Annotated in this window: 21 protein-coding genes and 1 pseudogene; 18 read left to right on the plus strand and 4 right to left on the minus strand. The window is 72.4% G+C overall.

The genetic code is table 11. The annotated features are described in order from the left end of the window. Positions 1–14 precede the first annotated feature (14 nt). The 16 genes and pseudogenes from DTB53_RS18000 (at position 15) to DTB53_RS18075 (ending at position 16,061) form a co-directional block, all read left to right on the plus strand. Positions 15–881: a hypothetical protein gene (locus tag DTB53_RS18000; RefSeq protein WP_030705211.1), complete on the plus strand. Its 867-nt coding sequence runs from the start codon at positions 15–17 to the stop codon at positions 879–881. A 295-nt stretch (positions 882–1,176) separates the two neighbouring features. After that, entirely contained in the window at positions 1,177–1,884 is a 708-nt protein-coding gene (gene cpaB, locus DTB53_RS18005; protein WP_003966659.1) for a Flp pilus assembly protein CpaB, read from the plus strand. 7 nt (positions 1,885–1,891) lie between these two features. Then, positions 1,892–3,205 (plus strand): CpaE/TadZ family protein, encoded by a 1,314-nt coding sequence (locus DTB53_RS18010; protein ID WP_012379268.1) that lies wholly within the window; start codon positions 1,892–1,894, stop codon positions 3,203–3,205. A gap of 153 nt (positions 3,206–3,358) precedes the next feature. Beyond that, entirely contained in the window at positions 3,359–3,700 is a 342-nt protein-coding gene (locus DTB53_RS18015; RefSeq protein ID WP_343236610.1) for a septum formation initiator, read from the plus strand. Next, positions 3,697–4,104, plus strand: coding sequence for a TadE/TadG family type IV pilus assembly protein (locus DTB53_RS18020; RefSeq protein ID WP_003966655.1), 408 nt, complete (start codon positions 3,697–3,699; stop codon positions 4,102–4,104). The genes DTB53_RS18015 and DTB53_RS18020 overlap by 4 nt, the downstream gene beginning before the upstream one ends. A gap of 103 nt (positions 4,105–4,207) precedes the next feature. Continuing rightward, positions 4,208–5,545 (plus strand): TadA family conjugal transfer-associated ATPase, encoded by a 1,338-nt coding sequence (locus DTB53_RS18025; protein ID WP_003966653.1) that lies wholly within the window; start codon positions 4,208–4,210, stop codon positions 5,543–5,545. Between the two features lie 10 nt (positions 5,546–5,555). Beyond that, on the plus strand, positions 5,556–6,500 hold the full coding sequence (locus DTB53_RS18030; RefSeq protein ID WP_003966651.1) for a type II secretion system F family protein: 945 nt from the start codon (positions 5,556–5,558) through the stop codon (positions 6,498–6,500). A 30-nt stretch (positions 6,501–6,530) separates the two neighbouring features. Then, positions 6,531–7,418 carry a DUF5936 domain-containing protein gene (locus DTB53_RS18035; protein WP_003966648.1) on the plus strand — a complete coding sequence of 296 codons (888 nt, stop codon included), beginning with the start codon at positions 6,531–6,533 and terminating at the stop codon, positions 7,416–7,418. A 158-nt stretch (positions 7,419–7,576) separates the two neighbouring features. Continuing rightward, positions 7,577–8,998, plus strand: coding sequence for a DUF8745 domain-containing protein (locus DTB53_RS18040; RefSeq protein ID WP_042496264.1), 1,422 nt, complete (start codon positions 7,577–7,579; stop codon positions 8,996–8,998). A gap of 26 nt (positions 8,999–9,024) precedes the next feature. Further along, positions 9,025–10,058: pseudogene (locus DTB53_RS18045) on the plus strand (response regulator). 204 nt (positions 10,059–10,262) lie between these two features. Continuing rightward, entirely contained in the window at positions 10,263–10,493 is a 231-nt protein-coding gene (locus tag DTB53_RS18050; protein ID WP_012379264.1) for a Flp family type IVb pilin, read from the plus strand. Further along, positions 10,490–11,107, plus strand: coding sequence for a pilus assembly protein TadG-related protein (locus DTB53_RS18055; RefSeq protein ID WP_012379263.1), 618 nt, complete (start codon positions 10,490–10,492; stop codon positions 11,105–11,107). The genes DTB53_RS18050 and DTB53_RS18055 overlap by 4 nt, the downstream gene beginning before the upstream one ends. A 34-nt stretch (positions 11,108–11,141) precedes the next feature. Beyond that, complete coding sequence (locus DTB53_RS18060; RefSeq protein WP_012379262.1) at positions 11,142–11,759, plus strand: hypothetical protein; 618 nt, start codon at positions 11,142–11,144, stop codon at positions 11,757–11,759. 8 nt (positions 11,760–11,767) lie between these two features. Then, complete coding sequence (locus tag DTB53_RS18065; RefSeq protein ID WP_030705223.1) at positions 11,768–12,415, plus strand: OmpA family protein; 648 nt, start codon at positions 11,768–11,770, stop codon at positions 12,413–12,415. 345 nt (positions 12,416–12,760) lie between these two features. Beyond that, on the plus strand, positions 12,761–14,356 hold the full coding sequence (locus DTB53_RS18070) for a hypothetical protein (protein WP_052295623.1): 1,596 nt from the start codon (positions 12,761–12,763) through the stop codon (positions 14,354–14,356). A gap of 244 nt (positions 14,357–14,600) precedes the next feature. Beyond that, entirely contained in the window at positions 14,601–16,061 is a 1,461-nt protein-coding gene (locus DTB53_RS18075; protein WP_012379259.1) for an amidase, read from the plus strand. 10 nt (positions 16,062–16,071) lie between these two features. Here DTB53_RS18075 and DTB53_RS18080 read toward each other — a convergent pair whose 3' ends face one another. The 3 genes from DTB53_RS18080 to DTB53_RS18090 form a co-directional block, all read right to left on the minus strand. Next, positions 16,072–16,875 (minus strand): haloacid dehalogenase type II, encoded by an 804-nt coding sequence (locus tag DTB53_RS18080; protein ID WP_012379258.1) that lies wholly within the window; start codon positions 16,873–16,875, stop codon positions 16,072–16,074. Between the two features lie 64 nt (positions 16,876–16,939). Further along, complete coding sequence (locus tag DTB53_RS18085; protein WP_042496250.1) at positions 16,940–17,554, minus strand: hypothetical protein; 615 nt, start codon at positions 17,552–17,554, stop codon at positions 16,940–16,942. A 19-nt stretch (positions 17,555–17,573) separates the two neighbouring features. Continuing rightward, positions 17,574–19,592, minus strand: coding sequence for an MFS transporter (locus DTB53_RS18090; RefSeq protein WP_012379256.1), 2,019 nt, complete (start codon positions 19,590–19,592; stop codon positions 17,574–17,576). A gap of 262 nt (positions 19,593–19,854) precedes the next feature. On the opposite strand from DTB53_RS18090, the gene DTB53_RS18095 reads away from it, so the two are divergent. Continuing rightward, positions 19,855–20,448 carry a hypothetical protein gene (locus DTB53_RS18095; protein ID WP_003966633.1) on the plus strand — a complete coding sequence of 198 codons (594 nt, stop codon included), beginning with the start codon at positions 19,855–19,857 and terminating at the stop codon, positions 20,446–20,448. A 97-nt stretch (positions 20,449–20,545) separates the two neighbouring features. Then, entirely contained in the window at positions 20,546–21,745 is a 1,200-nt protein-coding gene (locus DTB53_RS18100) for a putative hexosyltransferase (RefSeq protein ID WP_042496247.1), read from the plus strand. 40 nt (positions 21,746–21,785) lie between these two features. Here the strand turns inward: DTB53_RS18100 and DTB53_RS18105 are convergent, their stop codons facing one another. Next, on the minus strand, positions 21,786–22,181 hold the full coding sequence (locus DTB53_RS18105) for a DUF192 domain-containing protein (RefSeq protein WP_042496245.1): 396 nt from the start codon (positions 22,179–22,181) through the stop codon (positions 21,786–21,788). Between the last annotated feature and the right edge of the window lie 98 nt (positions 22,182–22,279).

The following is a 22,279-nucleotide window of genomic DNA, read 5'->3' on the forward strand; positions in this document are numbered from 1 at the left end:
CGACCGCAATAGCAGTGACGAGCGCAGACCTGGTGCTGCCGCCCACCGACCAGCAGACGCCGACCGCAGCTCTGCTCCAGGCCCCCGAGGCCCAGGCGCTGGAGCTGGCGATCGGCGACATGCACCTGCTGCTGGAACAGCACGGGTATGTGATCGCCCTCTATCCGTCGGGCATCCGGCCCGAGCACGAGCGTCGCCTCCACTCCATCCGCTCGGTGCTGGAGAGCGACCGGATCGCCCTGGTCAAGGTGGACCTCCCGCCCCTCGGCCTGGCCGTTCTGGTGCGCCAGCTCCGTCAGTTGTCCATCTGCGACTTCAGCCCCGGGGTGGTCGCCTCCGCCGCCCGGCTGCTCTCGCACTACATCTACGCGGGTGCACTCCTCAACTCCGTCGCCCGGCTCGACCGGGTCCCGGTCAGCCTCAAGAGCCACGCCACGTCCTGGGTGCCCGGATCCCAGTTCGCCGTGCTCGCCGGACCCGAGTCGCGGTTGGTGAAGGTCGGCCCGAACGTCGAACCCCCGGCGGGACCCGATTTCGGCACGCATCTTCTGGTCGCCCAAGGGAATCTGCAGTCGGACTGGGTACAGGAGACCCTTGCGCCCGCCTGGAAGGTCCAGGCCATTCACGACGCCACGGTTCCGTCCGACTCACCGCGCTGGTGGGGCACGGGAAAGCTGGTGGAGTTCGCTGCCCATCTCCCGGACCTCTCCGTGCTCTACCAGTTGGTCTCCTCCGTACGCCGGGAGAAGTGCCACTGGTGCGCCATGGAACTCATCGGCGACCGTTGCGCATTCTGTTCCGCTCCTCTCGCGGCTTCGGAGAACCGCGCGCTCCCCACCGGTGTCCTCCACCATGGGGCCGGCGAATCACCGGGCCCCTGACGGGACCCGCTCCTTCCCGCAGGACCCGCTCCTCCCGGTTCCTGCCCGTACTCCCCGCACCGCCCGCACTCCCCGCACCGCCCGTACGACACCGTCCCCGTTCCGGTCGGCCCGCAGCAGCGCGCCACCGCAGATGTAAGCGCGTAACCGCTCCAACGCTCCGCTTCTCCACCGCTTCACCTCTCCACCGCCCGATAGCCCCACCGCAGATGTATGCGCGTAACCGCTGCACCGCACCGCTCTCCCTGTCCGCAGTCCGTCCCACGCATCCGAATCGAACGAGGTTGTCCGGACCATGAACTCCCGCCAGCGCCGCGGCGTGATACTCCTGCTCCTGTCGGTCCTGTGTGCCTTCGCGGCCTTCGCCGGCGTGCTCTCGGTGATCAGCGACGTCAACTCGAAGGTCGGACCCGAGGTGACGGCGTACCAGCTGAAGTCCAACGTGGCTCCGTACACCGCCCTGAACAGCGGCCAGTTCGAGAAGATCAAGATGCCCAAACGCTGGCTCTCGGAGAACGCCGTGACCGACCTTCGGGAGGTCGAGTCGAAGATCGCCGTCACCGAGCTCCGCCAGGGCTCCCTGCTCCAGTCGGACATGATGGTCCGCAAGCCCGAACTGCGGGCCGGTGAGCAGGAGATCGCCATCATGATCGACGCCTCCACCGGCGTCGCGGGCAAGATCACACCGGGCGCGACGGTCAACATCTACGCCACGTTCGCCGGCGAGCAGCAGGGCGACCCGGCCCAGTCCAAGGTCATCGTCTCGAACGCCAAGGTGCTGGACGTCGGCGAACTGACCGCCCTGGACCCGAGCGCGGACGACCGGGGCACCCGGGCGACCGAGGCCGTGCCGATCACGTTCGCCCTGAACACGCTGGACACCCAGCGCGTCGCCTATGCCGAGTCCTTCGCCGAGCACGTGCGTCTCGCGCTCGTCGCCCCGGGCAGCGACGGCACCATCCGCCCGGGGGACCGCACCTACACGCTCGACAAGGACAAGTGAGGATGGGATGACCACCAGAATCCTCCCCGCCGTCGGTGACCTCGACGCGGCCCGCTCCGTCACCACCCTGCTCAGCCAGCTGCCCGACGCCGAACCCGCGCCCCCGGTCGGCGACTCCACGCAGCTCATCGACACCCTGGCCCGGCTCGCGGGCGAGGCGATCGACGAGCTGCCCGAGGTGGTGCTGGTCCACGAGCGGATCGGCCCGGTGCCGGCCCTGGAGCTGATCCGGGAGGTGTCGATGAGGTTCCCGTCCGTCGGGGTCGTCATGATCACCGCGGACGCCAGCCCGAGCCTCTTCGCCGACGCGATGGACTCCGGGGCGCGCGGCCTGGTCACCCTGCCGCTGAGCTACGAGGAGCTGGCCAACCGCGTCCAGGCGGCCGCCCAGTGGTCCTCCGGCGTACGCCGCCACCTCACCTCCGCGAGCGACGTCTTCACCGGCCCCGGCGGCACGGTGGTCACGGTCACCGGGGCGAAGGGCGGCGTCGGCGCGACCGTCACCGCCATCCAGCTCGCGCTGGCCGCGCAGGCGTCCGGCAACACCGTGGCGCTGGTGGACATGGACCTCCAGACCGGGGACATCGCCTCGTTCCTCGACGTCCAGTTCCGCCGCTCGCTGGTCGACCTCGCCCTGATCACCGACATCTCGCCCCGGGTGCTGTCGGACGCGGTGTTCTCCCACTCCACCGGCCTCGCCCTGCTCCTCGCTCCGGGCGAGGGCGAACGCGGCGAGGAGGTCAGCGACCGGTCGGCCCGCCAGATCGTCAGCGCGCTGCGCACCCGCTACGAGATCGTCGTCATCGACTGCGGCGGGCAGATGAACGGGGCCAACGCCGCGGCGATCGAGATGGCGGACGTGGCCCTGCTGGTCACGACACCGGACGTGATCGCGGTGCGCGGCGCGAAGCGCATCGTACGGATGTGGGAACGGCTCCAGATCCGCAAGGCCGAGGAGACCGTCACCCTCGTCAACCGCTTCACCCGCAACACGGAGATCCAGCCGCCGCTGATCCAGAAGATCACCGGCACCCGGGTCGCCTCGGCGGCGATCCCCGCGAACTTCAAGGAGCTCCAGGCGTCCATCGACTCCGGACGCCTGCACGAACTGGACGCCAAGAGCACGGTGAAGCAGGCGCTCTGGGGCCTGGCCGGAGAGCTGGGCATCGTCAAGGAGAGCGCGACGGCGAAGAAGAGCGGCAGCGCCCTGGTCAAACGGAACAGCGGCGCTCCCAAGAACGACCGGGGCTCGATCGGACGCCCGCGCCGCCGGCGCGACGGCTCCGGCCGCGGACTCGGAGACTCCGAGGGGACACGTTGAGCGATGACCACCACGAGGACGGCACGAAGCGGCATACGGGGGCGGGCCACCGCCCTACGTGACCGCCGGGACGGGACCGGGACCGGCAACCGCGGGCACGGGTCCGGGAACCCCTGGCCCGGGAAGCGGGACCGCGACCGCGGCCAGACCGCGATCGAGTTCCTGGGCATGACCCCCTTCATCATCCTGATCATGCTCGTGCTCTGGGAGTGCGCCCTGATCGGCTACACCTTCAGCCTCGCGGGCAACGCGGCCGACGTGGGCGCGCGCAAGGGCAGCGGGGCGGAGTTCGGGGCGAGCGCGGCGTGCCGGGCCGGGGCGATGAAGGACCTCCCCGACGCCTGGGCGGACGAGGCGTCGGTGCGGTGCGGCGGCGGCAGCGGCCTGTACGAGGCCACGGTGAAGCTGAAGGTCCCGGTGCTGGTGCCGGGCCTGTTCGACCTCGACACCGAGATCACTGGCAAGGCCGGTTCCCCGAGGGAGGACCAGCGATGACGACGCATCCGTACGGCGGACGCGCCCGTTCCGCCCGCGCGAGGGGCGACCGGGGCCAGGTCGCCATGGAGTACCTCGGCTTCCTCCCCCTGCTGCTCCTCGTCGCGATGGCGGCCATCCAGCTCGGCCTGGCCGCGTACGCGGCCAACCAGGCGGGCACCGCCGCGCGCGCCGGGGCCCGTACCGAAGCCAGCGTGGACGCCCGGGGCAGCGGTCGGGCCAACGCCCGCGAGGCCGTCAGCGACTGGGTCGAGGAGGGCGGATTCCGCTACCGCAAGAGCGGCGGCAGGGACATCACGGTCACGGTCCGGGTCAAGGTGCCCTCCGTCGTGCCGGGCCTGAACGACTGGTGGGCCGAGCGGAGCACGACCATGCCCAACGAGAGATCCCGGATCGGTTTCTGACCCCCACCGCCCCCACCCCCACCCCGCCTCCGGGCCCTGATCCGGCCGGGAGGGGACCCTGCCGGACCAGCACCGTCCGCGAACACCGAGGAGAGCTACGCCGATGAGCCTGCGGGCACGCATGACCGCTCCTGAGGAACAGGGCGGGGCACGGGAGGACGGCCACATGGTGGCCACCTACCGGGCCAAGCTGCTGGAGGAGATCGACCTCGCGGAGATGTCCTCGCTGGCCGCCGCCGACCGGCGGGCCCGGCTGGAACGCGTCCTCGGCCACATCATCAGCCGCGAGGGCCCGGTCCTCTCCACGGTCGAGCGCTCGCAGCTGATCCGCCGCGTCGTCGACGAGGCGCTCGGACTCGGCATCCTGGAACCGCTCCTGGAGGACGCGTCCATCACCGAGATCATGGTCAACGGCCCCGACCAGATCTTCGTCGAGCGCAACGGCCGGGTCGAACAGCTCCCGATGCGCTTCGGCTCCCACGAACAGCTGATGCAGACCATCGAGCGCATCGTGTCGACCGTCAACCGCCGTGTCGACGAGTCCAACCCGATGGTCGACGCCCGCCTGCCCAGCGGTGAACGCGTCAACGTGATCATCCCGCCGCTCTCGCTGACCGGCGCGACGCTCACCATCCGGCGGTTCCCCCGCTCCTTCACGCTCCAGGAGATGATCGGCTTCGGTTCGCTGGACGAGCAGATGCTGGTCCTGCTCGCCGGACTGGTGCAGGCCAAACTCAACATCATCGTCTCCGGGGCCACGGGCACCGGCAAGACGACGCTCCTCAACGCGCTCTCCGGGCTGATCCCCAACATCGAGCGCATCGTCACCATCGAGGACTCCGCCGAACTCCAGCTCCAGCAGAGCCATGTGATCCGGCTGGAGACCCGCCCGGCGAACGTCGAGGGCAAGGGCCAGATCACCATCCGCGACCTGGTCCGCAACTCGCTGCGTATGCGCCCCGACCGCATCGTCGTCGGTGAGGTCCGAGGCGGCGAGTCCCTCGACATGCTCCAGGCGATGTCCACCGGTCACGACGGTTCGCTGGCCACCGTCCACGCCAACAGCGCCGAGGACGCGCTGATGCGGCTCCAGACCCTCGCCTCCATGTCGGAGGTCGAGATCCCCTTCGAGGCGCTGCACGACCAGATCAACAGCGCCGTCGACGTGATCGTCCAGCTCACCCGGCACGCCGACGGCACCAGGAAGATCACCGAGATCGCCGTCCTCGACTCGCACGGCCGCGACCCGTACCGCATCGTCACGGTCGCCCGGTTCAACGCCCAGCCGATGGCCCCCGACGGCCGCATCTACGGCGACTTCCAGTACCTCCCGCTGCCCCGGAAGCTCGCCGAGCGCCTCTACCTGGCCAGTCAGCCCATTCCGCAGGCGTTCGGCGTCGCCCAGTCCGCCGAACAGCTCGCCACCCGAGAGGCCAACTAGGTACCGAGCCATGGACAACGTCAACCTCCCCCTGGTCACCGTCGGCGTCACGCTGCTGGCCTGCGTGCTCGGCGTGATCGGGCTGCACGCGTACTCCGGCGGCAAGGCCGACCGCGACGCCCTGGTCGACCGGCTCTCCCACGTCGGGCAGATCCCGGAGACCGGCCGCCGCCGCCGCTTCAAGGGGTTCGACCGCAGACTGCGCGCCACCGCGCTCGGCCGGAAGCTGGAGATGAAGCTCGCGGCGACCGGTATGGACGTCACCCCCGGCGAGTTCTTCGTGTACGCGCTCGTCGCGATGGCGGGGCTCTGGATGGTCGCCTCCTCCCTGCTCGCCGCGTTCTTCGGCCCGGTCGCCGCCCTGATCGGCCTCTGGGGCACCAACGCGTTCCTCAACTGGCAGCGGATCAAGCGCACCGAGCGCTTCATCAACCAGCTCCCCGAGCTCTCCCGCATCCTCGCCAACGCCACCCAGGCGGGCCTGGCCCTGCGCACCTCGCTGTCCATGGCGGCCGAGGAGCTGGAGGACCCGGCCGGCGAGGAGCTGGCCCGGGTCGCCAGGCGGCTGGCCGTCGGGGAGCCCCTGGAGGACGCGCTCAGCGAGCTGACCGACCGCCTGCCCTCCCGCGAACTCGTCGTCCTGGTCACCACGCTGGTCCTGTCCAACCGGGCCGGCGGTACGGTCGTCAGCTCGCTGCGCAACCTCACCGAGACCCTGGAGGAGCGCAAGGAGACCCGTCGCGAGGTCAAGACCCAGCTCTCCCAGGTCACCGTGACCGCCTACGCGGTGCCCCTCTTCGGCATCGGCGCGATGCTGCTGATGAACGCGGTCATGCCCGGCGCCCTCGACCGCATGACGGGGGCCTTCTTCGGCCAGGTGGCGGTCGTCGTCTCCATCGTCCTCTACGCCATCGGGTTCGTCGTCATCCGCCGCTTCTCCCGCATCGATGTCTGAGACCAGGAACCAGGAAGGAAGGGGACGGACATGGACCTGCTGCTAGCCCTGGTCATCGGCCTCGCCGTCTACGGGGCCATCCACGGCATCCGGATGTACCGGGCCGACGCCAAACTCCCCGGCGACCTGGCCGTGGCCCTGGAGTCCGGGGCCTCCCGCACCAGCGCGGTCGGCTCCGGCATCGACCGCCTCGGCATCCGCTGGGCCCCCGCGGTGCTCCGCATGATGGGCCCCAAGGCCGTCAACAAGAAGCGCCGCCAGATCGACCTCGCGGGCAACCCCGGCGGCCTCACCCTCGACCGCTACGCCGCCCGCCGCGCGGTCTACGGCGCGCTGGGCGTCCTCGGCGCGTTCTCGATGCTCCTGCGGGGCCAGCTGTTCCTGGCCCTCCTGATGGTCGCCTTCGGCCTGTTCTGGGTGGAGGCCGGGATCTGGTCGGCGATCCGGGTGCGCCGCGAGCACATCGAGCGGACCCTCCCGGACTTCCTCGACGTCCTGGCCGTCGTCGTCTCGGCCGGACTCGGCTTCCGGCAGGCGCTGGACCGGGTCGCCGAGAAGTACGAGGGCCCCTGGTCCGACGAACTGCGCATCACCCTGCGGCAGATGGACATGGGCGTCAGCCGCCGCCAGGCCTTCGAGGAACTGCGCAGGCGCAACGACTCCGAACAGGTCGCCATGTTCGTCACGACGCTCCAGCAGGGCGAGGAACTGGGCGCGCCGATCGTCGAGACGCTCATCCAGATCGCCAACGACATGCGCCGCACCGACGCCCAGAACGCCCGCCGCAAGGCGGCCAGAGCGGTCCCGAAGGCCACGTTCGCGGTGACCACGTTCCTCCTCCCGGGCACGCTGCTCCTCCTCACCGTCGGATTCGTGTACGGAGCCGACGTCGACCTCACGTCCCTCACGGGCGGGTGACATGAAGGCGGGCCGGACGACATGAACGAGGGGCCGGGCGACATGAACGAGGGGCCGGACGGGGACGGAACCCGTACGTTCCGGAGCGGTCGCTGAGGTGACGCGTCCGCGCAGTGGAGCGACCGCGTTACGGGGAACGAGACGGAGGTGACAGGCACATGGCATTCCAGCTCAGCGGGGCCCAGCCCGGACTGACACCGGAACTGGCCCGCGCCCACACCGGCACCCCGGCCCGCCCGGCCTTGGCCATCCAGGTCAACGCCCTCCAGGCGATGTGCCGCCAGGTCTTCGGCTTCCGCCTGGCGATGATCGCGATAGCGACTCCGTACGCCATCGGCCACACCGCCCCCGGCCTGCCCACCTGGTTCATCGGCTCGGCGATCCTGGTCACCTTCATGGGCTCGTACCTGCTGTTCCGGGACTGGGAGCGGTTCGGCCCGGTGCTGCTGCGGCACCCCTGGCTGCTGGCCGTCGACGTGTTCTTCGGCGCGCTGCTGCTGATCACGGCGACTCCCGAGTCCACCCTCGCCTACGTCACCGTCTGCACCCCGCTGCTGGCCGGCCTGGTCCAGGGCTGGCGCGGTGCGGCGGTCTTCGCGGCGCTCCAGGTGGTCATCGTCTTCGGCGTGTACGCGAGCGTCCCGAAGCTGGACCCGGGCGGGGCGCCGGCCCTGCTCCTGCCCGGCTTCTGCGTGATCGCCGGAGCGGTCGGGGTGACCCTGCGCAATCTCCTCCTGCGCTTCGGGGCCGCCACCCAGGCGCTCACCGAGACCCGGGCGCGGCTGGCGGTGAACGAGGCGGTGGAGGGCGAACGCACCCGCCTGGCCCGGGAGATGCACGACTCGGTCGCCAAGACCCTGCACGGCCTGGCCCTGGCCGCCGACGGGCTGGCGGGCTCGGCCGACCGCATGGAACCGGCCACCGTGAAGCTCCAGGCGGAACTGGTCGCCCGCGCCGCCCGCCGGGCCGCCGCCGAATCCCGCGAACTGCTCAGCGACCTGCGCCGGGAGCAGGGGCTGGAGGGCGGCGTCGACCTGGTCGCGGAACTGGCGGCCCAGGCCCAGGACTTCACCGACCGCCACCCGGTCACGGCCACCTTCCGCCGCCTCGCCGAGGAGACCCCGGTCCCGCCCGTGCCGCAGGCCGTCGCCCGGCAGCTCCTCACCGTGGCCTCCGAGGCGCTGGAGAACGCCCACCGCCATGCGGGCCCCTCCTACCTGATTGTCCTCGCGGGCGTGAAGGGCGACGTGCTCCGCATCAGCGTGTACGACGACGGGCGCGGCCTCCCCGCCGGGACGACGCTCGACACCCTCCGCCGGGCCGGCCACTTCGGCCTCCTCGGCATGGTGGAGCGGGCCGCCTCCATCGGGGCCCGCATCCGGATCGGCCGCGGCAACGCGGAGAAGGGCACGGAGGTGCGGGTGGAGCTTCCCCTGGCGGCGCTGACCGGCCCGGCCACCGATGAGGAGAACACCCCGTCCTCCTCCTCTTCCTCCTCGCCGCCCGCCGCCGCGCCGCCGCTCGCGCCGCGCACCTCACCACCGCTCGCGACCGAGAACGTCACGACCCCCTACCCATGACCCCGAACCCGAGAGGAGGTCGCAGCATGCCGGACGATGTCTTCCCCGCGCCCAACCGCACCGGGGCGTCGGCCGACCACCACGCCCCCCGGTACGCGTCGTCGCCCGTCCCGCTCGCCCAGGCCCCTGACCCCGGCGGACACCCCCGACACCAGCACACGGCGATCCAGCACCCCGCCGACCCGCCCCGCCCCCCGTGTTCGCGGGGCCCACCGCTTCCCCCTTCCCGCCGGCCCCCGCTCCACCCGGACCGGACCGGCTCCGGGTGGTGGTCGCGGACGACAACCCGGTGGTCCGTGCGGGCCTGGGCGTCCTGCTCTCCGGCCGGGCCGACATCCAGGTCGTGGCGGAGGCGGCGGACGGCCGCGAGGCCTACGAGAGGACCCTCCAGCACCGCCCCGACGTGGTCCTCCTCGACGTCCGGATGCCCGGCGTGGACGGCATCTCGGCCCTGCCGCACCTGGTCGGCCTCGCGCCCGTGCTGATGCTGACGTACAGCCGCGAGAGCGAGATCGTCCACGAGGCGCTGCGCCTGGGCGCGGGCGGCTATCTGGTGCACGGGGAGTTCACGGCGGACCAACTGGTCCGGGCGGTGCGCGACACGAAGGACGGCCGCGCGAACTTCACCGCCACGGCCGCCGACGCCCTGCTGGCCCACATGCGCCTGGGACCGGCCACGCCCCGGGGCCCCCTGCCGGAGGGGCTCGGATCGGCCCTGACGGCGGCGCCCCTCCCGACGCACCCGGCGCCACACCCTCGCGAAACTTCGGAAAGTCTTTCGCAACTGCAACCTTCTGTGGGACAGTCTTCTCTGTCCGGGGGGTCGACACCCGCCCCCAACAGGCAGCAGTACAGGCTGAGTTCGCGGGAGGTGGAAGTCATGGACCTGATTGCGTCCGGAATGAGTAATCAGCAGATCGCCGCCACCTGCTTCATCAGTGAGAAGACGGTCAAGAACCACATCAACCGCATCTTCACGAAGCTCCACAGCACCTCCCGCAGCGAGGCGATCGCCCACTGGCTCGGCACCGCGCCCCGGAACCCCGGGCGGCAGCCATGACCGAGCGATCGCGCGACGAGCGGACCCAGGGAGCCTTTTGGGCCCGGGAATGGGCCCAGGGGCCCTCTGGGCCGGTGTCGGTTCCCCCCTATGTTTCTCACGTCGCCAACGGCACCGGCCGGGAGGAAGCCGGTATCGAGGGCGGCACCGCAGAAACGTGCGAGTCGGCCGGCAATCGGTCGGCCGAACCAGGAGGGGAACACCATGTCGGACATCACCCTGAAGACCGCCGTCCACGTCAACGGCTGGGCCAACACCGCCGTCAGCAGCATCCAGAAGCGTTACGCGGCGAAGGACCGGGGACAGACGGCGTTCGAGTACCTGGGCATCATCCTGGTGGTCGTGGCGATCATCGGTGCGATCGCGGCCTCCGGGATCGGCGGGAACATCTCCAGCCGCATCGACGGACTGGTGACCTCCATCACCTCGAAGTGATTCAGCAGCCACGGTCAGACCGAGGGCAGGCCTTCCCCATCTACGTGATGATGGTGGCGGGCCTGCTCTTCCTTGCGTTGGCCTTCTTCGCTGTGGGCAAGGCCGCGGCCTTGCGCAATGACTCCCAGGGTGCCGCCGACGCCGCCGCGTTGGCCGCCGCACAGAAGGCGCGTGCCAACTTCGGTCCCGGATTCCTCGGTTCGCTGCCCAGCAACACGCTGGACGCCTTCCTCGGCGCGCCTTTCGCCCCGCCCTGCGCCGAGGCCCAGAGACTTGCCGAAGCCAACGAAGCGAAGAAGGAGCTCTGCTATCCGACCCCCGGATACCTGCGCGACAAGATCACGGTCGAGGTGGAGGGGCACGAATCGGTGGACTCGCCGGTGATCCCAGGTTCACAGAGCAAGAAGGCCACGGCCAAGGCCACCGCGCTCATCGAGTTCCGCTGTCCAAATCCGGTGGTCATCGACGCCAACAGCGACGGCTCCCCGGAGGCATTCATCTTCACGTGCAGGAGCGGCGACGTCATCAAGATCGCGACAACCGAAATCGGGCGGCCCGGGCTGTGGGAGAGCGTGAGCAGGACTCTCTTCGACGTGCGGTTGGTCGACCAGTGACAGCGAAGCGAACGACGAGTAGAGGGATCGGACCATGAGCGTGCGGCGGACCACGACGACCAGAAGGGCGATGGCGGCTGTCTCGATGACGGCCGCCCTGGCTCTTGCTCTCGCCGGCTGTGGCGACGACGGAGGCGAGGAGTCCGGCAGCGAGGGCTCCAGCGCGCCGTCCGCCCCGGCCAGCCCCTCCGCGGAGGACAAGGGCGAGACGCAGCAGGAGGACACGGCTGCGGGGGAGAACGTGGACCCGGATGCCAAGTTGGCCGAGGCGCGGGGTGAAGAGGGGCTGACCCTCGTCGTCACCCAGGTGAAGCGTGACGCGGGTGGCTTCGTCACCGTGCAGGCATCGATCAAGAACGACGGCGACGGCACCCGCAACAGCGCCAGTTGGGGTGGACAGGAACAATCGATCGTCCAGAAGAACCCCAACTCGGTCGCCGGTGCGACGCTGGTCGACAAGACTGGCAAGAAGCGCTACTACGTCCTCAGGGACACCGACGCCAGGTGCTTGTGCACGACGGCGATCGCCCCGTTGGCCCCGGGTGAGACAGCCTCGGTCTTCATGCAGTTCCCCGCCCCGCCGCAGGGCACGACCGAGGTCGACTTCAGCCTTCCGACCTTCGCCACCACCTCGCTGAAGATTTCTGGGTGAGTGCGGCCATGAAGACCACCAAGCGCCCCCGGGCGGCCCACAGCGTGGGGCAAGCCGTCGCGGTCGCCGTGCTGATCGCCGGCACCACGCTGCTCGGAGCCTCGCCCTCGTACGCCGACGACGGGCCGAGCGTCCCGCCCGGGACGGAGGCGACCTCGGAGCCGCCCGTTCCCGTCGACCCGAACGACCCGGACCTGAAGATGCCGGAGGGCGGTACCCTCGCCCCCGGCCGGGTCCTGGACATCGTCCAGGTCGTGGAGGACCTCGGCGGTGAGGAACGCCGCGAGGACAGCAACGCCGACATCAAGTTCGCGCTCCAGGCCGAAGTCCTCTTCGGCAAGGACAGCGCCAAGCTCGGTTCGGCGGCCAACGCCCGTATCGCCGCGATCGCCGCCGAGATCAAGAAGCAGAACGCGACCAAGGTCCGCGTCTTCGGCTTCACCGACAACCTCGGCTCCGCCGCCCACGGCGACGTCCTGTCCAAGCAGCGCGCCGACGCCGTGCACGGGGTCCTGTCGAAGGAGCTCGGCGCCACGATCACGTACGAGATCCGGGGCTACGGCGAGCAGTACCCGATCGCCAGCAACAGCAACGAAGAGGGCCGCAAGAAGAACCGCCGCGTGGAGGTCTCCTTCCCGCGCGGCGCGGGGTCCTGACCTCCTCCGCACCCCACGGGAGACGGCCCGGCCCGGCACGCGACGAGCATCGCGCGCCGGGCCGCTCGTCGTCCCGGCGGACGGACCGTCCGGAGGCCAGGCAGCGCCGTAAACCGGCCATATCTTCTGCGGACCCGTCACCCGAACGGCGGACCGTCGTTTGCGTTGTGGATCAAACGCATCCCGTACGGACGGGAGCCTGGCGGCGTCCGGTGTGCGACGGCCGGGATCAGGGCCGGCGGCAGGCGCGCCGGGGCGCAACACGCCGTGTGCCAGGGCCCCATGCGTCAACGGGGGTACCGGGGCGCACGGACGAGCAGGCGCCGAGGAAGGGCGGAAGGGGTGATGGGTGTGGAGGCCCACGCGACGAACGAGCGGGTGACGGGGCGCACATGGACGGTGCGGCTCGACCCGGTCGGCCGTGGCCGCGCGGACGTACGCGTCTCGTGCAGCCGCCCGGCCTGCGCCGCGCGGGTGCTGCCTTCCGCGGCCGTCGGCCGCACGGCGGCGGTCGAGCACCTCAAGGCCCACCTGCGCGCGGGCCCGGCCCCCCGCCCCCTGGCGTACTGCGCCTGCCGGGCCGATGAGTGCCACACCCACATCCGCCCCGCCGGACCGCGTGAGCGCCCCGCGCCCTGGAGGTGCGGCGGCCCGGTCGTCCTCGCCGTCATCACGGACCGGGAAGGGCGCTGGTGGCAGGTGATGGAGTGCTGCTCCCGCTGTGCCGCCGCCCACCCCACCGCGAAGATCGCCGCGACCGCCCCGGCCCCCGACCGGCCGGCTCCGGCCGACGCCTCCCGGTCCGCGACGGCCCCCACGCCGACGGTGTCCGCCTTCGGCCCCCACTTCTCGCACACCGGTTCCGGGGATGCGGCCCCCCACGAGGTGCCGGCCCCCCGGGCCGAGAGGCCCGAGAGGCCCGAGAGGCCCGAGAGGCCCGAGAGGCCCGCGAGGCCGACGCGGAAGCGTGCCCGGCGGGGGAGGATCGCACAGCGCTTCGTCCCCTACGAGCTGCGGCCCGTCTCCCTGCGCGACGAACTCACCGAGCTCGGCGAGGCCTTCCGCGCCTACCAGCAGCGCGCCGAACCCGACCTCGCGCTCCTCGCCGACCTCCACGCCCGCAAGGCGAAGGCCTTCGGCGCCTGGGCCGACGTGAGCGCGGACACCGGACTGCGACGCGAGGCCGAGCGAGCCGAACAGGCCGCCGCCACCGCCCGGCTCCAGCATCTGCACCGCATCGGTGAGGCCCCGGAGGGCGAGGGGCCCGCCGTGGCACGGCTGCTGCCCGCGCCCGTCCAGTGGGACCACGCGCGGGCCGTCCTCGCCCACGTGGCCGGCCACGCGCCCCTGCCGGGGCCGGAGGCCCGCCTGCTGGTGCTGCTGGTGACGCTGCGCACCGCGCACTCCGGCACCGGCAATCTCGTCGGGCAGGACCTCAAAGGGCTGCCCCTGCCGGAACCCGAACACCTCGTGGAGCGACTGGTGGAGTCCGGCTGGCTGAGAATCGCCGGTACGGCCGAGGAGCTGATGGCCTCCCGCCCGGAGAACCCCACCCGCGTCGACGTGCCGTCCCTGACGCCCGACGAGAGCGACCCGGGCCCGTTCACCTTCGGCAGGAAGATGCGCCCCAAGCTCAGCGGATGGGCCCAGCGGGTCGTCGGTGAGAAGAAGCTGCGCAAGGCCAGGACGACGGCCGAGGCCCGCCTGCTCGCCCTGGCCCTGGCCACGGGCGCCGACGGTGAGGGACGGCTGGGGCCCGGCGGGCAGGGCCTCGACCTGGGGTCCCTGTCCTCCTGGTGCGCGGTCGGCCCCGGCGAACTGCCTGAGCTCGTGGACCGGCTGACCGCGGCGGACTGGCTGGCGGAGGCGGCCGTCACCGACACCCTCCTCACCGGCCGGCTGACCGAACGGGTGCTCCCGCTCGGCTGCCCGCTGACCTGAGAGGCGTACGCCCGGCCGGGCGGCGGCCCCGCCGACCGGGCCGCCGCCCCCGGCGGAGCGCGCCGACCGAGCCCTCCGGCGGAGCGCGCCGACCGAGCCCCCCGGCGGAGCGCGCCGACCGGTCCGCCCCCCCCGGCGGAGCGCGATCCGTCCCGTACCGGGAACCGGGCCCACCGGGGCGCCCGATCCCCTTGTGGCCACCGGCATTTCCTGCCCTCTCGACGAGGCGCATACGTTCGCGGTCATGGAGTGGAACTTTCTGACAGCCGAAGAACTCGCGACCGCCCTGCGCACCGGCGAGGTGACCTCGGCGGAGCTGACCGACGACGCGATCAGCGCCATCGAGCGGGACGACCACGCGATCAACGCCGTCTGCGTGCCGGACTTCGACCGGGCCCGGGCCGCCGCCCGCGACGCCGACCGGGCACGGGCACGCGGCGAGGACGGGCCGCTGCTCGGCATCCCGGTGACGGTGAAGGAGTCCTACAACGTCGCCGGACTCCCCACGACCTGGGGCATGCCCGAGCATCGCAACCACCTGCCCGCCGACGACGCGGTGCAGGTGGCGCGGCTGAAGGACGCGGGTGCGGTGGTGCTCGGCAAGACCAACGTGCCCCTGGGGCTTCAGGACATACAGACCTTCAACGAGATCTACGGCACCACCAACAACCCGTGGGATCACGACCGTACGCCCGGGGGGTCGTCCGGGGGCTCCGCGGCGGCCCTGGCCTCCGGGTTCGGCGCGCTGTCCATCGGCTCCGACATCGGAGGTTCGCTGCGCACCCCCGCGCACTTCTGTGGTGTCCACGCGCACAAGCCGACCCTCGGGCTCGTGGCGGACCGGGGAATGATCCCGCCCGCCACGCCCGCGTTGCCGTACGGACCCGACCTCGCCGTCGTCGGCCCGATGGCGCGCAGCGCCCGCGACCTCTCGCTCCTCCTCGATGTCATGGCCGGGCCGGACCCGCTCACCTTCGGCGTGGCCCACACGATGACACTGCCGCCCGCACGACACGAGCGGCTGGAGGACTTCCGGGTCCTGGTGCTCGACGAGCATCCGCTCCTACCGACCGGGGCCGCCGTGCGGGCGGGCGTGGGCCGGGTGGCCGACGCCCTGGCCGACGGCGGCGCCCACGTCGAGCGGCACAGCGCCCTGCTGCCCGACCTGGCCGAAGCCGCCACGCTCTACTACCGGTTGCTGATCGCGGCCTCCGCCGCGCGCTATTCCGCCGAGGAGTACGAGCGGCTGCGGGCCCGGGCCGCCGGGCTGAGCGCCGACGACCGGAGTCTCAGCGCGGTGCGGCTGCGCAGTTCGGTGTGCAGCCACCGTGCATGGGCCGCCGCCCACGACGGCCGGGAACTCCACCGCCACGGCTGGCGGCGGTTTTTCGCCGACTTCGACGCGGTGGTGTGCCCCGTCACGCCCACCCCCGCGTTCCCGCACGACCACGAGCTCGACCCGATGGAACGCCGGATCGACATCGACGGCGTCGACGTCCCGTACCTGGACCAGCTCGTCTGGGCCGGTCTGGCCACCATGCCCGGACTGCCGTCCACCGCCGTACCGGCGGGCCGGTCGCCCGAGGGGCTGCCGGTCGGCGTGCAGATCGTCGGCCCCATGTTCGAGGACCGTACGACGCTGCGGCTGGCCGAGCTGCTGGAGCGCCGGATCGGCGGTTTCCGGGCACCGGCGCGGAGCGCGTAGGGGCCGGGGGTCAGGAGAGCCCGAGCTGCTCCGCCAGGTCCGTCAGGTCCCGCGCGTGCAGGTCGAACCGGTCCGCGGCCGTGGGCGGGTCCCCGACCGGGCGGGCCACGTAGGCCGTGCGCAGGCCCAGCGCCTGCGCGCCGCGCAGGTCCCAGGCGTGGGCGGCGACCATCAGCAGCCGCTCCGGCGGCGCGCCGGATCCGGTGACGGCCAGCCGGTAGACGGCGGGGTCCGGCTTGTAGGTGCGGGCGTCCTCGGCGGACAGCGCCTGGTGCCAGCGCAGTCCGGCGTGGGCGTTCAGTTGCAGCAGGGCCGTCCGGCTCGCGTTGGAGAGGCCGATCAGCGGGAAGCCGCCACCGATCCGGGCGAGCCCCGCCACGGTGTCGGGCCACGGCGGGAGCCGGCGGGCCGACCGGGCGAGCGCCTCCACCGCCGCCGGGTCCTCCACCCCGGCGGCCTCCGCGACGACCCCGGCGGCCTCCCGGTCGAGGAGGTCGCTGGGCAGGTAGGGCCGGTCGCCGTCGAGGACGCGGCGCTGCTCGCGCTCGATGTGCCGCTGCCACAGCAGCAGGAGCCGCTCGGTCCCGGGGCCGGCACTCTCCGCGCCGTCGGCCTTCCCGGCACGACCCGCGGCACCGGCCGTTCCGGGAGCGCCACCGGCACCAAGGCCACCGGCACCGGGGCCACCGGCTCCGGGGGACGGGGTGTCGGAGGGCGGGGCGAGCGCGCGGAGGCCGGCGCGGAGCCCGGCGGGTTCGTCGACGAGGGTGCCGAGCACGTCGAACACGACGGCGTCGATCTTCAGCTCTGCCATGGCGGGGATCTCCTCCGGAGTGGGCGGCGGACCGAACAACACCACAAGCCCCGCATCCCATCCCCTACTTGACGGTGATCGTTTCCACGAACGCGTCCAGGTCCTCCGCGTCGACCGCGTCCTTCACCGCGTTCAGGCGCACCACGAACGGAACGCCCTTCGCGTCCACGCCCGCGACCAGGACCCCGGTCATGGGGGTCCCCGCGTTCGGAGTGTCGTCCCGGCCGTCCGCCGTGAAGTCGTAGTCGATCCGGCGGGCGTCGCGGGCCTCGTGCGCGTCGTCCGGGCCCGCGAGGCGGACGTCCTCGGTCGCCCTGCGGGTGGAGTTCATGCCGATGCCGGCGCCCGCGGCCGCCGCTGCCCCGGCCGCGTCGCTCACCCCGGTGGCGAAGTCCAGCTGGACCGAGATCATGCCCGTCCGGATGCCGCCCTCCTCCTTGAGCGCGACGGCGGCGTTGGCCTCGGCCCGCTCGCCCGCCGGCTGCTCCGCGTAGCCCTCGGCCTTCGGGTAGCCGACGCTCAGGCCGGCGGTCTCCAGCGTGCCCCAGCCCTCGGGCACGGAGGCCGTGCCCCCGCCGTCGCCACACCCGGTCAGCAGGAGGGCCGCTCCCACGACGGCCGCCGTGCCGGCCGTCACCCGTCGCCGGGCCACGCGCGTCCCGCGCTTCCTGACGCTCATCGTTCGTCCCGCCTCCCGTTCAGTTCGCGCAGTAGCTGTACGGAAGATACGCGCGGGCGTCACCCCGCGGGGCCCCGAGGAACCGCGCGTCCGTCAGGGACTCCTTCTTCTCCTCCGAGGAGAGGGAGAAGCCGAGGCTCATGCCGAGCGAGACCTCGAAACCAAAGTCCTGGGCGTCGCTCTCGCCGGTGTAGCGCAGCGAGCTGGACAGCCCGTTCTCGAACATCAGCTGCTGGAAGGGGTCGTTGCCCTCCGGGCGGTGCTCCATGCCCCGGTCGCCGAAGAGGTACTCGAACGGGGCGGTGTTGTTCCCGGAGCCGTCCAGCCACTGTTCGGCGACGCCCCGCCGGGCCTCCGTCTCCGCGTCCGTGTCCTTGCCGAAGACGATCGAGTCGGTCACCACGTCGATGCCGGTGTCGCCCGAGGAGTCCGACGCGCTGCCCTTGCCGCCGCGCTTGTCCCGGCCGCTCTCGCCGTTGTCGCCGCCGACCTCGACCTTGCCGGAGGTCGAACCGCTCTCCACCGTCTGCGTCATGTCGATGCGGACGATCTTCCCGGTCCTCTGGTCCCGGGTGACCGTGATGGCGCCGGTGCGGTTCTGCTTGCCGCCGACGGTCCCCTTGACCGGCCCCACGTTCCCGCCCGCCTTGCCCTCCAGTTCGAGCTTGGCGGTGTACGTGTACGACTCGTTGCCGTTGACGTCGTCCCGGGTGATCGTCACCTCGGGCGAGAACTTCGCCTTCCCGCCCAGCTTCGCGCCGAGTTCGCCCTCGTCGCCGCCCTTCACGGAGAGCCCGCCGTCCGCGTAGGCGTTGAGGCCGACGGTCGAGTAGGAGATCTTCCTGTCGCCGATCTTCCGCTCGATGTCCTCCTTCTTCTCCGCCCACTTCATCGCGGAGTACCAGCCGCCGCCGTAGCCGCCGCTGTGCCTGGTGGAGGTCTCCCACATCTTCATCTCCTCGATGTCGTCCCGCATCCTCTGCGCCTCCTCCTCGCTCGCGAAGATCCAGGTGTCACCGTTGGTGATCTTGATGCCGCCGCCGATGTCGACGTCCGCCTTGCCGAGGCTCCCGAGCTTCACGCCCGGCGTGCCGGCGGTGGCCCCGGCGGACGCGGCGTCGGTGAAGGTCATCGAGACGACCTTGTCCTTCCCGTCGACCGTGCCGTCGCCGTTCACATCGGTGCTCGCCTGCGAGACCTTCTGCTGGAAGCCGTACTCCTCGCCCCACTCGAACCAGCCGATCCTGACCTTGCCGCCCGCCGTGTCCGTGACGCTGGAGACCTGGCACATCCTCGGCTCGTAGTCGGCGTCCGTCCTCGGCTTCGCCTCGGGGTCCGGGCCGCCGGCGGAGCACGAGCCGCCGCCCCCGGCCAGCGAGCTGATCGCGCACCGCAGCCGCTCCCCGATCTTCCCGCCGACCCCGGCCATCGCCATCGCGCCGATCAGCATCGTGACGAGGACGACGAGCCCCAGGTACTCCGTCGCGGTCGCGCCGCCGTCCCGCCAGTTGTACGCGTACCGCGGCGGCTCCGGGGCCCGGGTGGCGCGCTCCTCCAGGAGCCGGTCGACGGCCACCCCCGACGCCGCGCCCGCCGCCAGCGAGACGCCGGGCATGAGGACGCCCTCGATGCCGACGACGTCCCCGGCGACGGCGAAGCCGTACAGCAGCCCGGCCGACGGTACGGCGAGGGCGGCGAGCAGGTACGTGAGGCGGGAGGACTCGCGGTACTCCTCGGGGAGGATCCGGGCCGAGGCCAGGACCGTCAGGAGCGTCACGACGAGAGCCGGCAGATGGAGCAGGGCCAGCCGCCAGCCGAAGGACTCCAGGCGCTCCTCGGTGGCCAGCAGATCGACCAGGACCCGGCTCATGACGAACCCGAGGGCGAGATAGACGAGGCCGCCGGTCACCCAGCTCCGGGTCAGCGCGAAGAACCGGCTGCCCCGCCGGTGGCCGGGGGCGGTGGCCCCCGCGATGCCGTGGCCTCCCGGCGGTACGCGGCCCGCGCCCCGGTCTCCCCAGCCCCCGCCACCGTTCACGGCGCACCTCTCCTCGACCCCGCGCGTGTTGCCCCGACGGCTGGGAGCGTACGGCCGAAAAGCGGCCCCGGCCCGGGCCCCCGGTCCCAAACCAGGGCCCAAGTGCGCTGTCCCGGTGCCGCGTTGCTCCGGCTGTTCCGCTTGGGGCCGCCCGTGGGCCCGTGGGCCCACGCCGCCCCGGCCGCGGCTCAGTACGCTCGGATGTGCCGGTGCCGGTGGTCGCCGACCACGACGCCGCGAAGAACCGCGATGGGGGGCGTCGATGGATGCCGGATTCTTCTACTCGTACCACCTGGGCTGGACCCGGCTGGACGCCCGGACGCTGCTGGGCGACCTGGAGGCCGAAGGGCTCCGCCCGACGCACCCGGTGTCCGGCCGCACCGTGCTCGTCAACCTCGACGCGGCCTCCCTGGGGGCCCGTTCACCCGTCACCCGCGAACAGCTGCTGTCCATCGCCGGGCTCCAGCGGCTGCGCGAGGTCGGATTCCGGTTGTGGACCGACGGAGGCCTCGACCTCCTGGTGCGCATCCGGCAGGCCCGGGCCGGCGTCGTCGCCGTGGAGTTCTCCGTGGGAGAGCTGCCCGAGCCGGAGCGGGAACACGCGGTGAGCGCCATCCGGCGGACCGTCGGACGGGCCTCCGTGCTCTGCATCGGCTTCGTCGTCGACCGCAGCGGGGCGACGGCCGCCACCGACTGGGACGGCGTGGTCATCGAGGGCGACGCGCACCTCCACTCCTGGCCGGACACCGTCGCCGTCCGGGACGAGACGGCCGCCCGCCACCCCCAGCTGGCCGTCATGGACGGGGTGGAGATGTCGCCGTGGAAGGTGTACGGGAACGAGGTGCTCGGCGTCTGAGCCGGGCCGCCGCGAAGCCACCGAACGCCCCCGTGTGCTCCCCGGGCCCCGGCCCCGGTGCGGGGCGACGCCCGCCGCCGAGGTCATAATCGGCCGTATGTCCGATCACCAGCTCCGCACCCGGCCGCCCGCCGGTCCGGCCCCGGCCCCGCGCACCCCCGGGTCCCGGGCCGCGACCGCGCTCCGGGCCGCCGCGCCCGCGCTCGCGGTCTACGCCGCAGCCCGGGCCCTGGGGCTCCTGACCTTCTGGGCAGCCGCGTCCGCCGCCGGCAAGGACCCCCTGGGGCCGCTCAGCAGACGCTGGGACTCCGTCTGGTACCAGCGCATCGCCGAGAACGGCTACGGCTACACCGTCACCCTCCCGGACGGCTCCGTCCACTCCGATCTGGCGTTCTTCCCGCTGCTCCCGGCCCTGGAACGCGCCGTCTCCGCCGTGACCCCGCTCACCCTCGGCGGCGCCGGGCTCCTGGTCGCCTGGACCGCCGGACTGCTCGCCGCCTGGGGCGTCTTCGCCGTCGGCGCCCAGCTGCGCGGACCGCGTACGGGCGTGGTGCTGGCCGTCCTGTGGGGCGTCTACCCGACGGCTTTCGTCCAGTCGATGGCGTACACCGAGACGCTGTTCACCGCGCTCGCCGCCTGGGCGCTGTACGCCGTCCTCACAGGCCGCTGGATCGTCGCGGGCACGCTCTGCGTCCTGGCGGGCCTCACCCGGCCCACGGCGGCCGCGCTCATCGCGGCCCTGGCGATCACCGCCGCCGTCACCCTCGTACGGGAGTGCCGTGCGGGCGACGGTTTCGGTCCCGTCCTCCGCCGCAACGCCCGGATGATCGCGGGCGTGGCGCTCGCACCGCTGGGCTGGCTGGCGTACGTCGTGTTCGTGGCCGTCCGCGAGGGCGGCCCCTTCGCCTACTTCGACGTCCAGGCGCAGTGGGGCAACAACATCGACGGCGGTCGGGCGCTCGCCGCCTTCATCGCCGGCCTCCCGTGGCCCGCCGCCCTCGGCCTCTGCGCGGCGCTCGGGCTGCTGGGGTGGCTGGTGGTGCTGTGCGTGCGGCAGCGGCAGCCGCTCCCCGTGCTCGTCTACGCCCTCACCATCGTCGTCATCTCACTGATCGGCGCCGGGTACTTCGGCTCCCGGCCGCGTCTGATGATGCCCGCGTTCCCCCTGCTCCTCCCGCCCGCCGCCGCCCTCCTGCGGCTGCGCACGACCGGGCGTACGGCCGCCGTCCTCACCGTCCTGGCCTGCGCGTCCGCCGCCTACGGGGCCTGGACCCTGCTGGGCCCGGGCCCGCCGTAGCCCGCCCTCCGGGCGGACGGCACTCCTTTCGGAACACGCCCTAAGGGCTGTCCAGCGGTTCGGGCGCCGTGGCCGACGCCGCCCTCAGCTCCACCCGTACGCCCGGCCGCACCCCCCACCGCTCCATCGCCCCGGCCTCCGCCTCCACCACGTGCCGGGCCCGGAGCCGGGGCAGCCCGAGGCGGCCGGGCTTCATCGTGCGGACGGCCAGGACCGTGAACTTCCGGTCCAGATACGCCACATCGATGGCGAACCGCATCCGGAAGGTGTGCACACTCCCGCACGGGGTGAGCATCATCGCCCCCTCGACGCCGTCCCGCCCGAGCAGCCCCTTCGTACGGGCCCGGTACGACGCCGCTATCCGCAGCGGCACCTCGCGCGTCCCGGAGTCCGTGCCGACCGTGAGTGTCCCGTCGCCATCGCGCCATGTCCTCATGGGCACCGACCGTAGCCCCCGGCGGGCCCGTCCGGGTCCGGTACGGCCACGCTTGGGCCCCCGGACCCATGACCCCCGTTCCCACGGTCCCCTAGGGT

This window comes from Streptomyces griseus, from assembly GCF_900460065.1.
Classification (GTDB): Bacteria; Actinomycetota; Actinomycetes; order Streptomycetales; family Streptomycetaceae; genus Streptomyces; species Streptomyces griseus.

Coding starts and splice junctions, on each gene's coding strand:
- cpaB (WP_003966659.1), top strand. CDS start 1,177: ATGAACTCCCGCCAGCGCCGCGGCGTGATACTCCTGCTCCTGTCGGTC.
- DTB53_RS18020 (WP_003966655.1), top strand. CDS start 3,697: ATGACGACGCATCCGTACGGCGGACGCGCCCGTTCCGCCCGCGCGAGG.
- DTB53_RS18050 (WP_012379264.1), top strand. CDS start 10,263: ATGTCGGACATCACCCTGAAGACCGCCGTCCACGTCAACGGCTGGGCC.
- DTB53_RS18085 (WP_042496250.1), bottom strand. CDS start 17,554: ATGAGCGTCAGGAAGCGCGGGACGCGCGTGGCCCGGCGACGGGTGACG.
- DTB53_RS18025 (WP_003966653.1), top strand. CDS start 4,208: ATGAGCCTGCGGGCACGCATGACCGCTCCTGAGGAACAGGGCGGGGCA.
- DTB53_RS18030 (WP_003966651.1), top strand. CDS start 5,556: ATGGACAACGTCAACCTCCCCCTGGTCACCGTCGGCGTCACGCTGCTG.
- DTB53_RS18035 (WP_003966648.1), top strand. CDS start 6,531: ATGGACCTGCTGCTAGCCCTGGTCATCGGCCTCGCCGTCTACGGGGCC.
- DTB53_RS18065 (WP_030705223.1), top strand. CDS start 11,768: ATGAAGACCACCAAGCGCCCCCGGGCGGCCCACAGCGTGGGGCAAGCC.
- DTB53_RS18105 (WP_042496245.1), bottom strand. CDS start 22,181: ATGAGGACATGGCGCGATGGCGACGGGACACTCACGGTCGGCACGGAC.
- DTB53_RS18010 (WP_012379268.1), top strand. CDS start 1,892: ATGACCACCAGAATCCTCCCCGCCGTCGGTGACCTCGACGCGGCCCGC.
- DTB53_RS18095 (WP_003966633.1), top strand. CDS start 19,855: ATGGATGCCGGATTCTTCTACTCGTACCACCTGGGCTGGACCCGGCTG.
- DTB53_RS18080 (WP_012379258.1), bottom strand. CDS start 16,875: ATGGCAGAGCTGAAGATCGACGCCGTCGTGTTCGACGTGCTCGGCACC.
- DTB53_RS18075 (WP_012379259.1), top strand. CDS start 14,601: ATGGAGTGGAACTTTCTGACAGCCGAAGAACTCGCGACCGCCCTGCGC.
- DTB53_RS18070 (WP_052295623.1), top strand. CDS start 12,761: ATGGGTGTGGAGGCCCACGCGACGAACGAGCGGGTGACGGGGCGCACA.
- DTB53_RS18100 (WP_042496247.1), top strand. CDS start 20,546: ATGTCCGATCACCAGCTCCGCACCCGGCCGCCCGCCGGTCCGGCCCCG.
- DTB53_RS18060 (WP_012379262.1), top strand. CDS start 11,142: ATGAGCGTGCGGCGGACCACGACGACCAGAAGGGCGATGGCGGCTGTC.
- DTB53_RS18040 (WP_042496264.1), top strand. CDS start 7,577: ATGGCATTCCAGCTCAGCGGGGCCCAGCCCGGACTGACACCGGAACTG.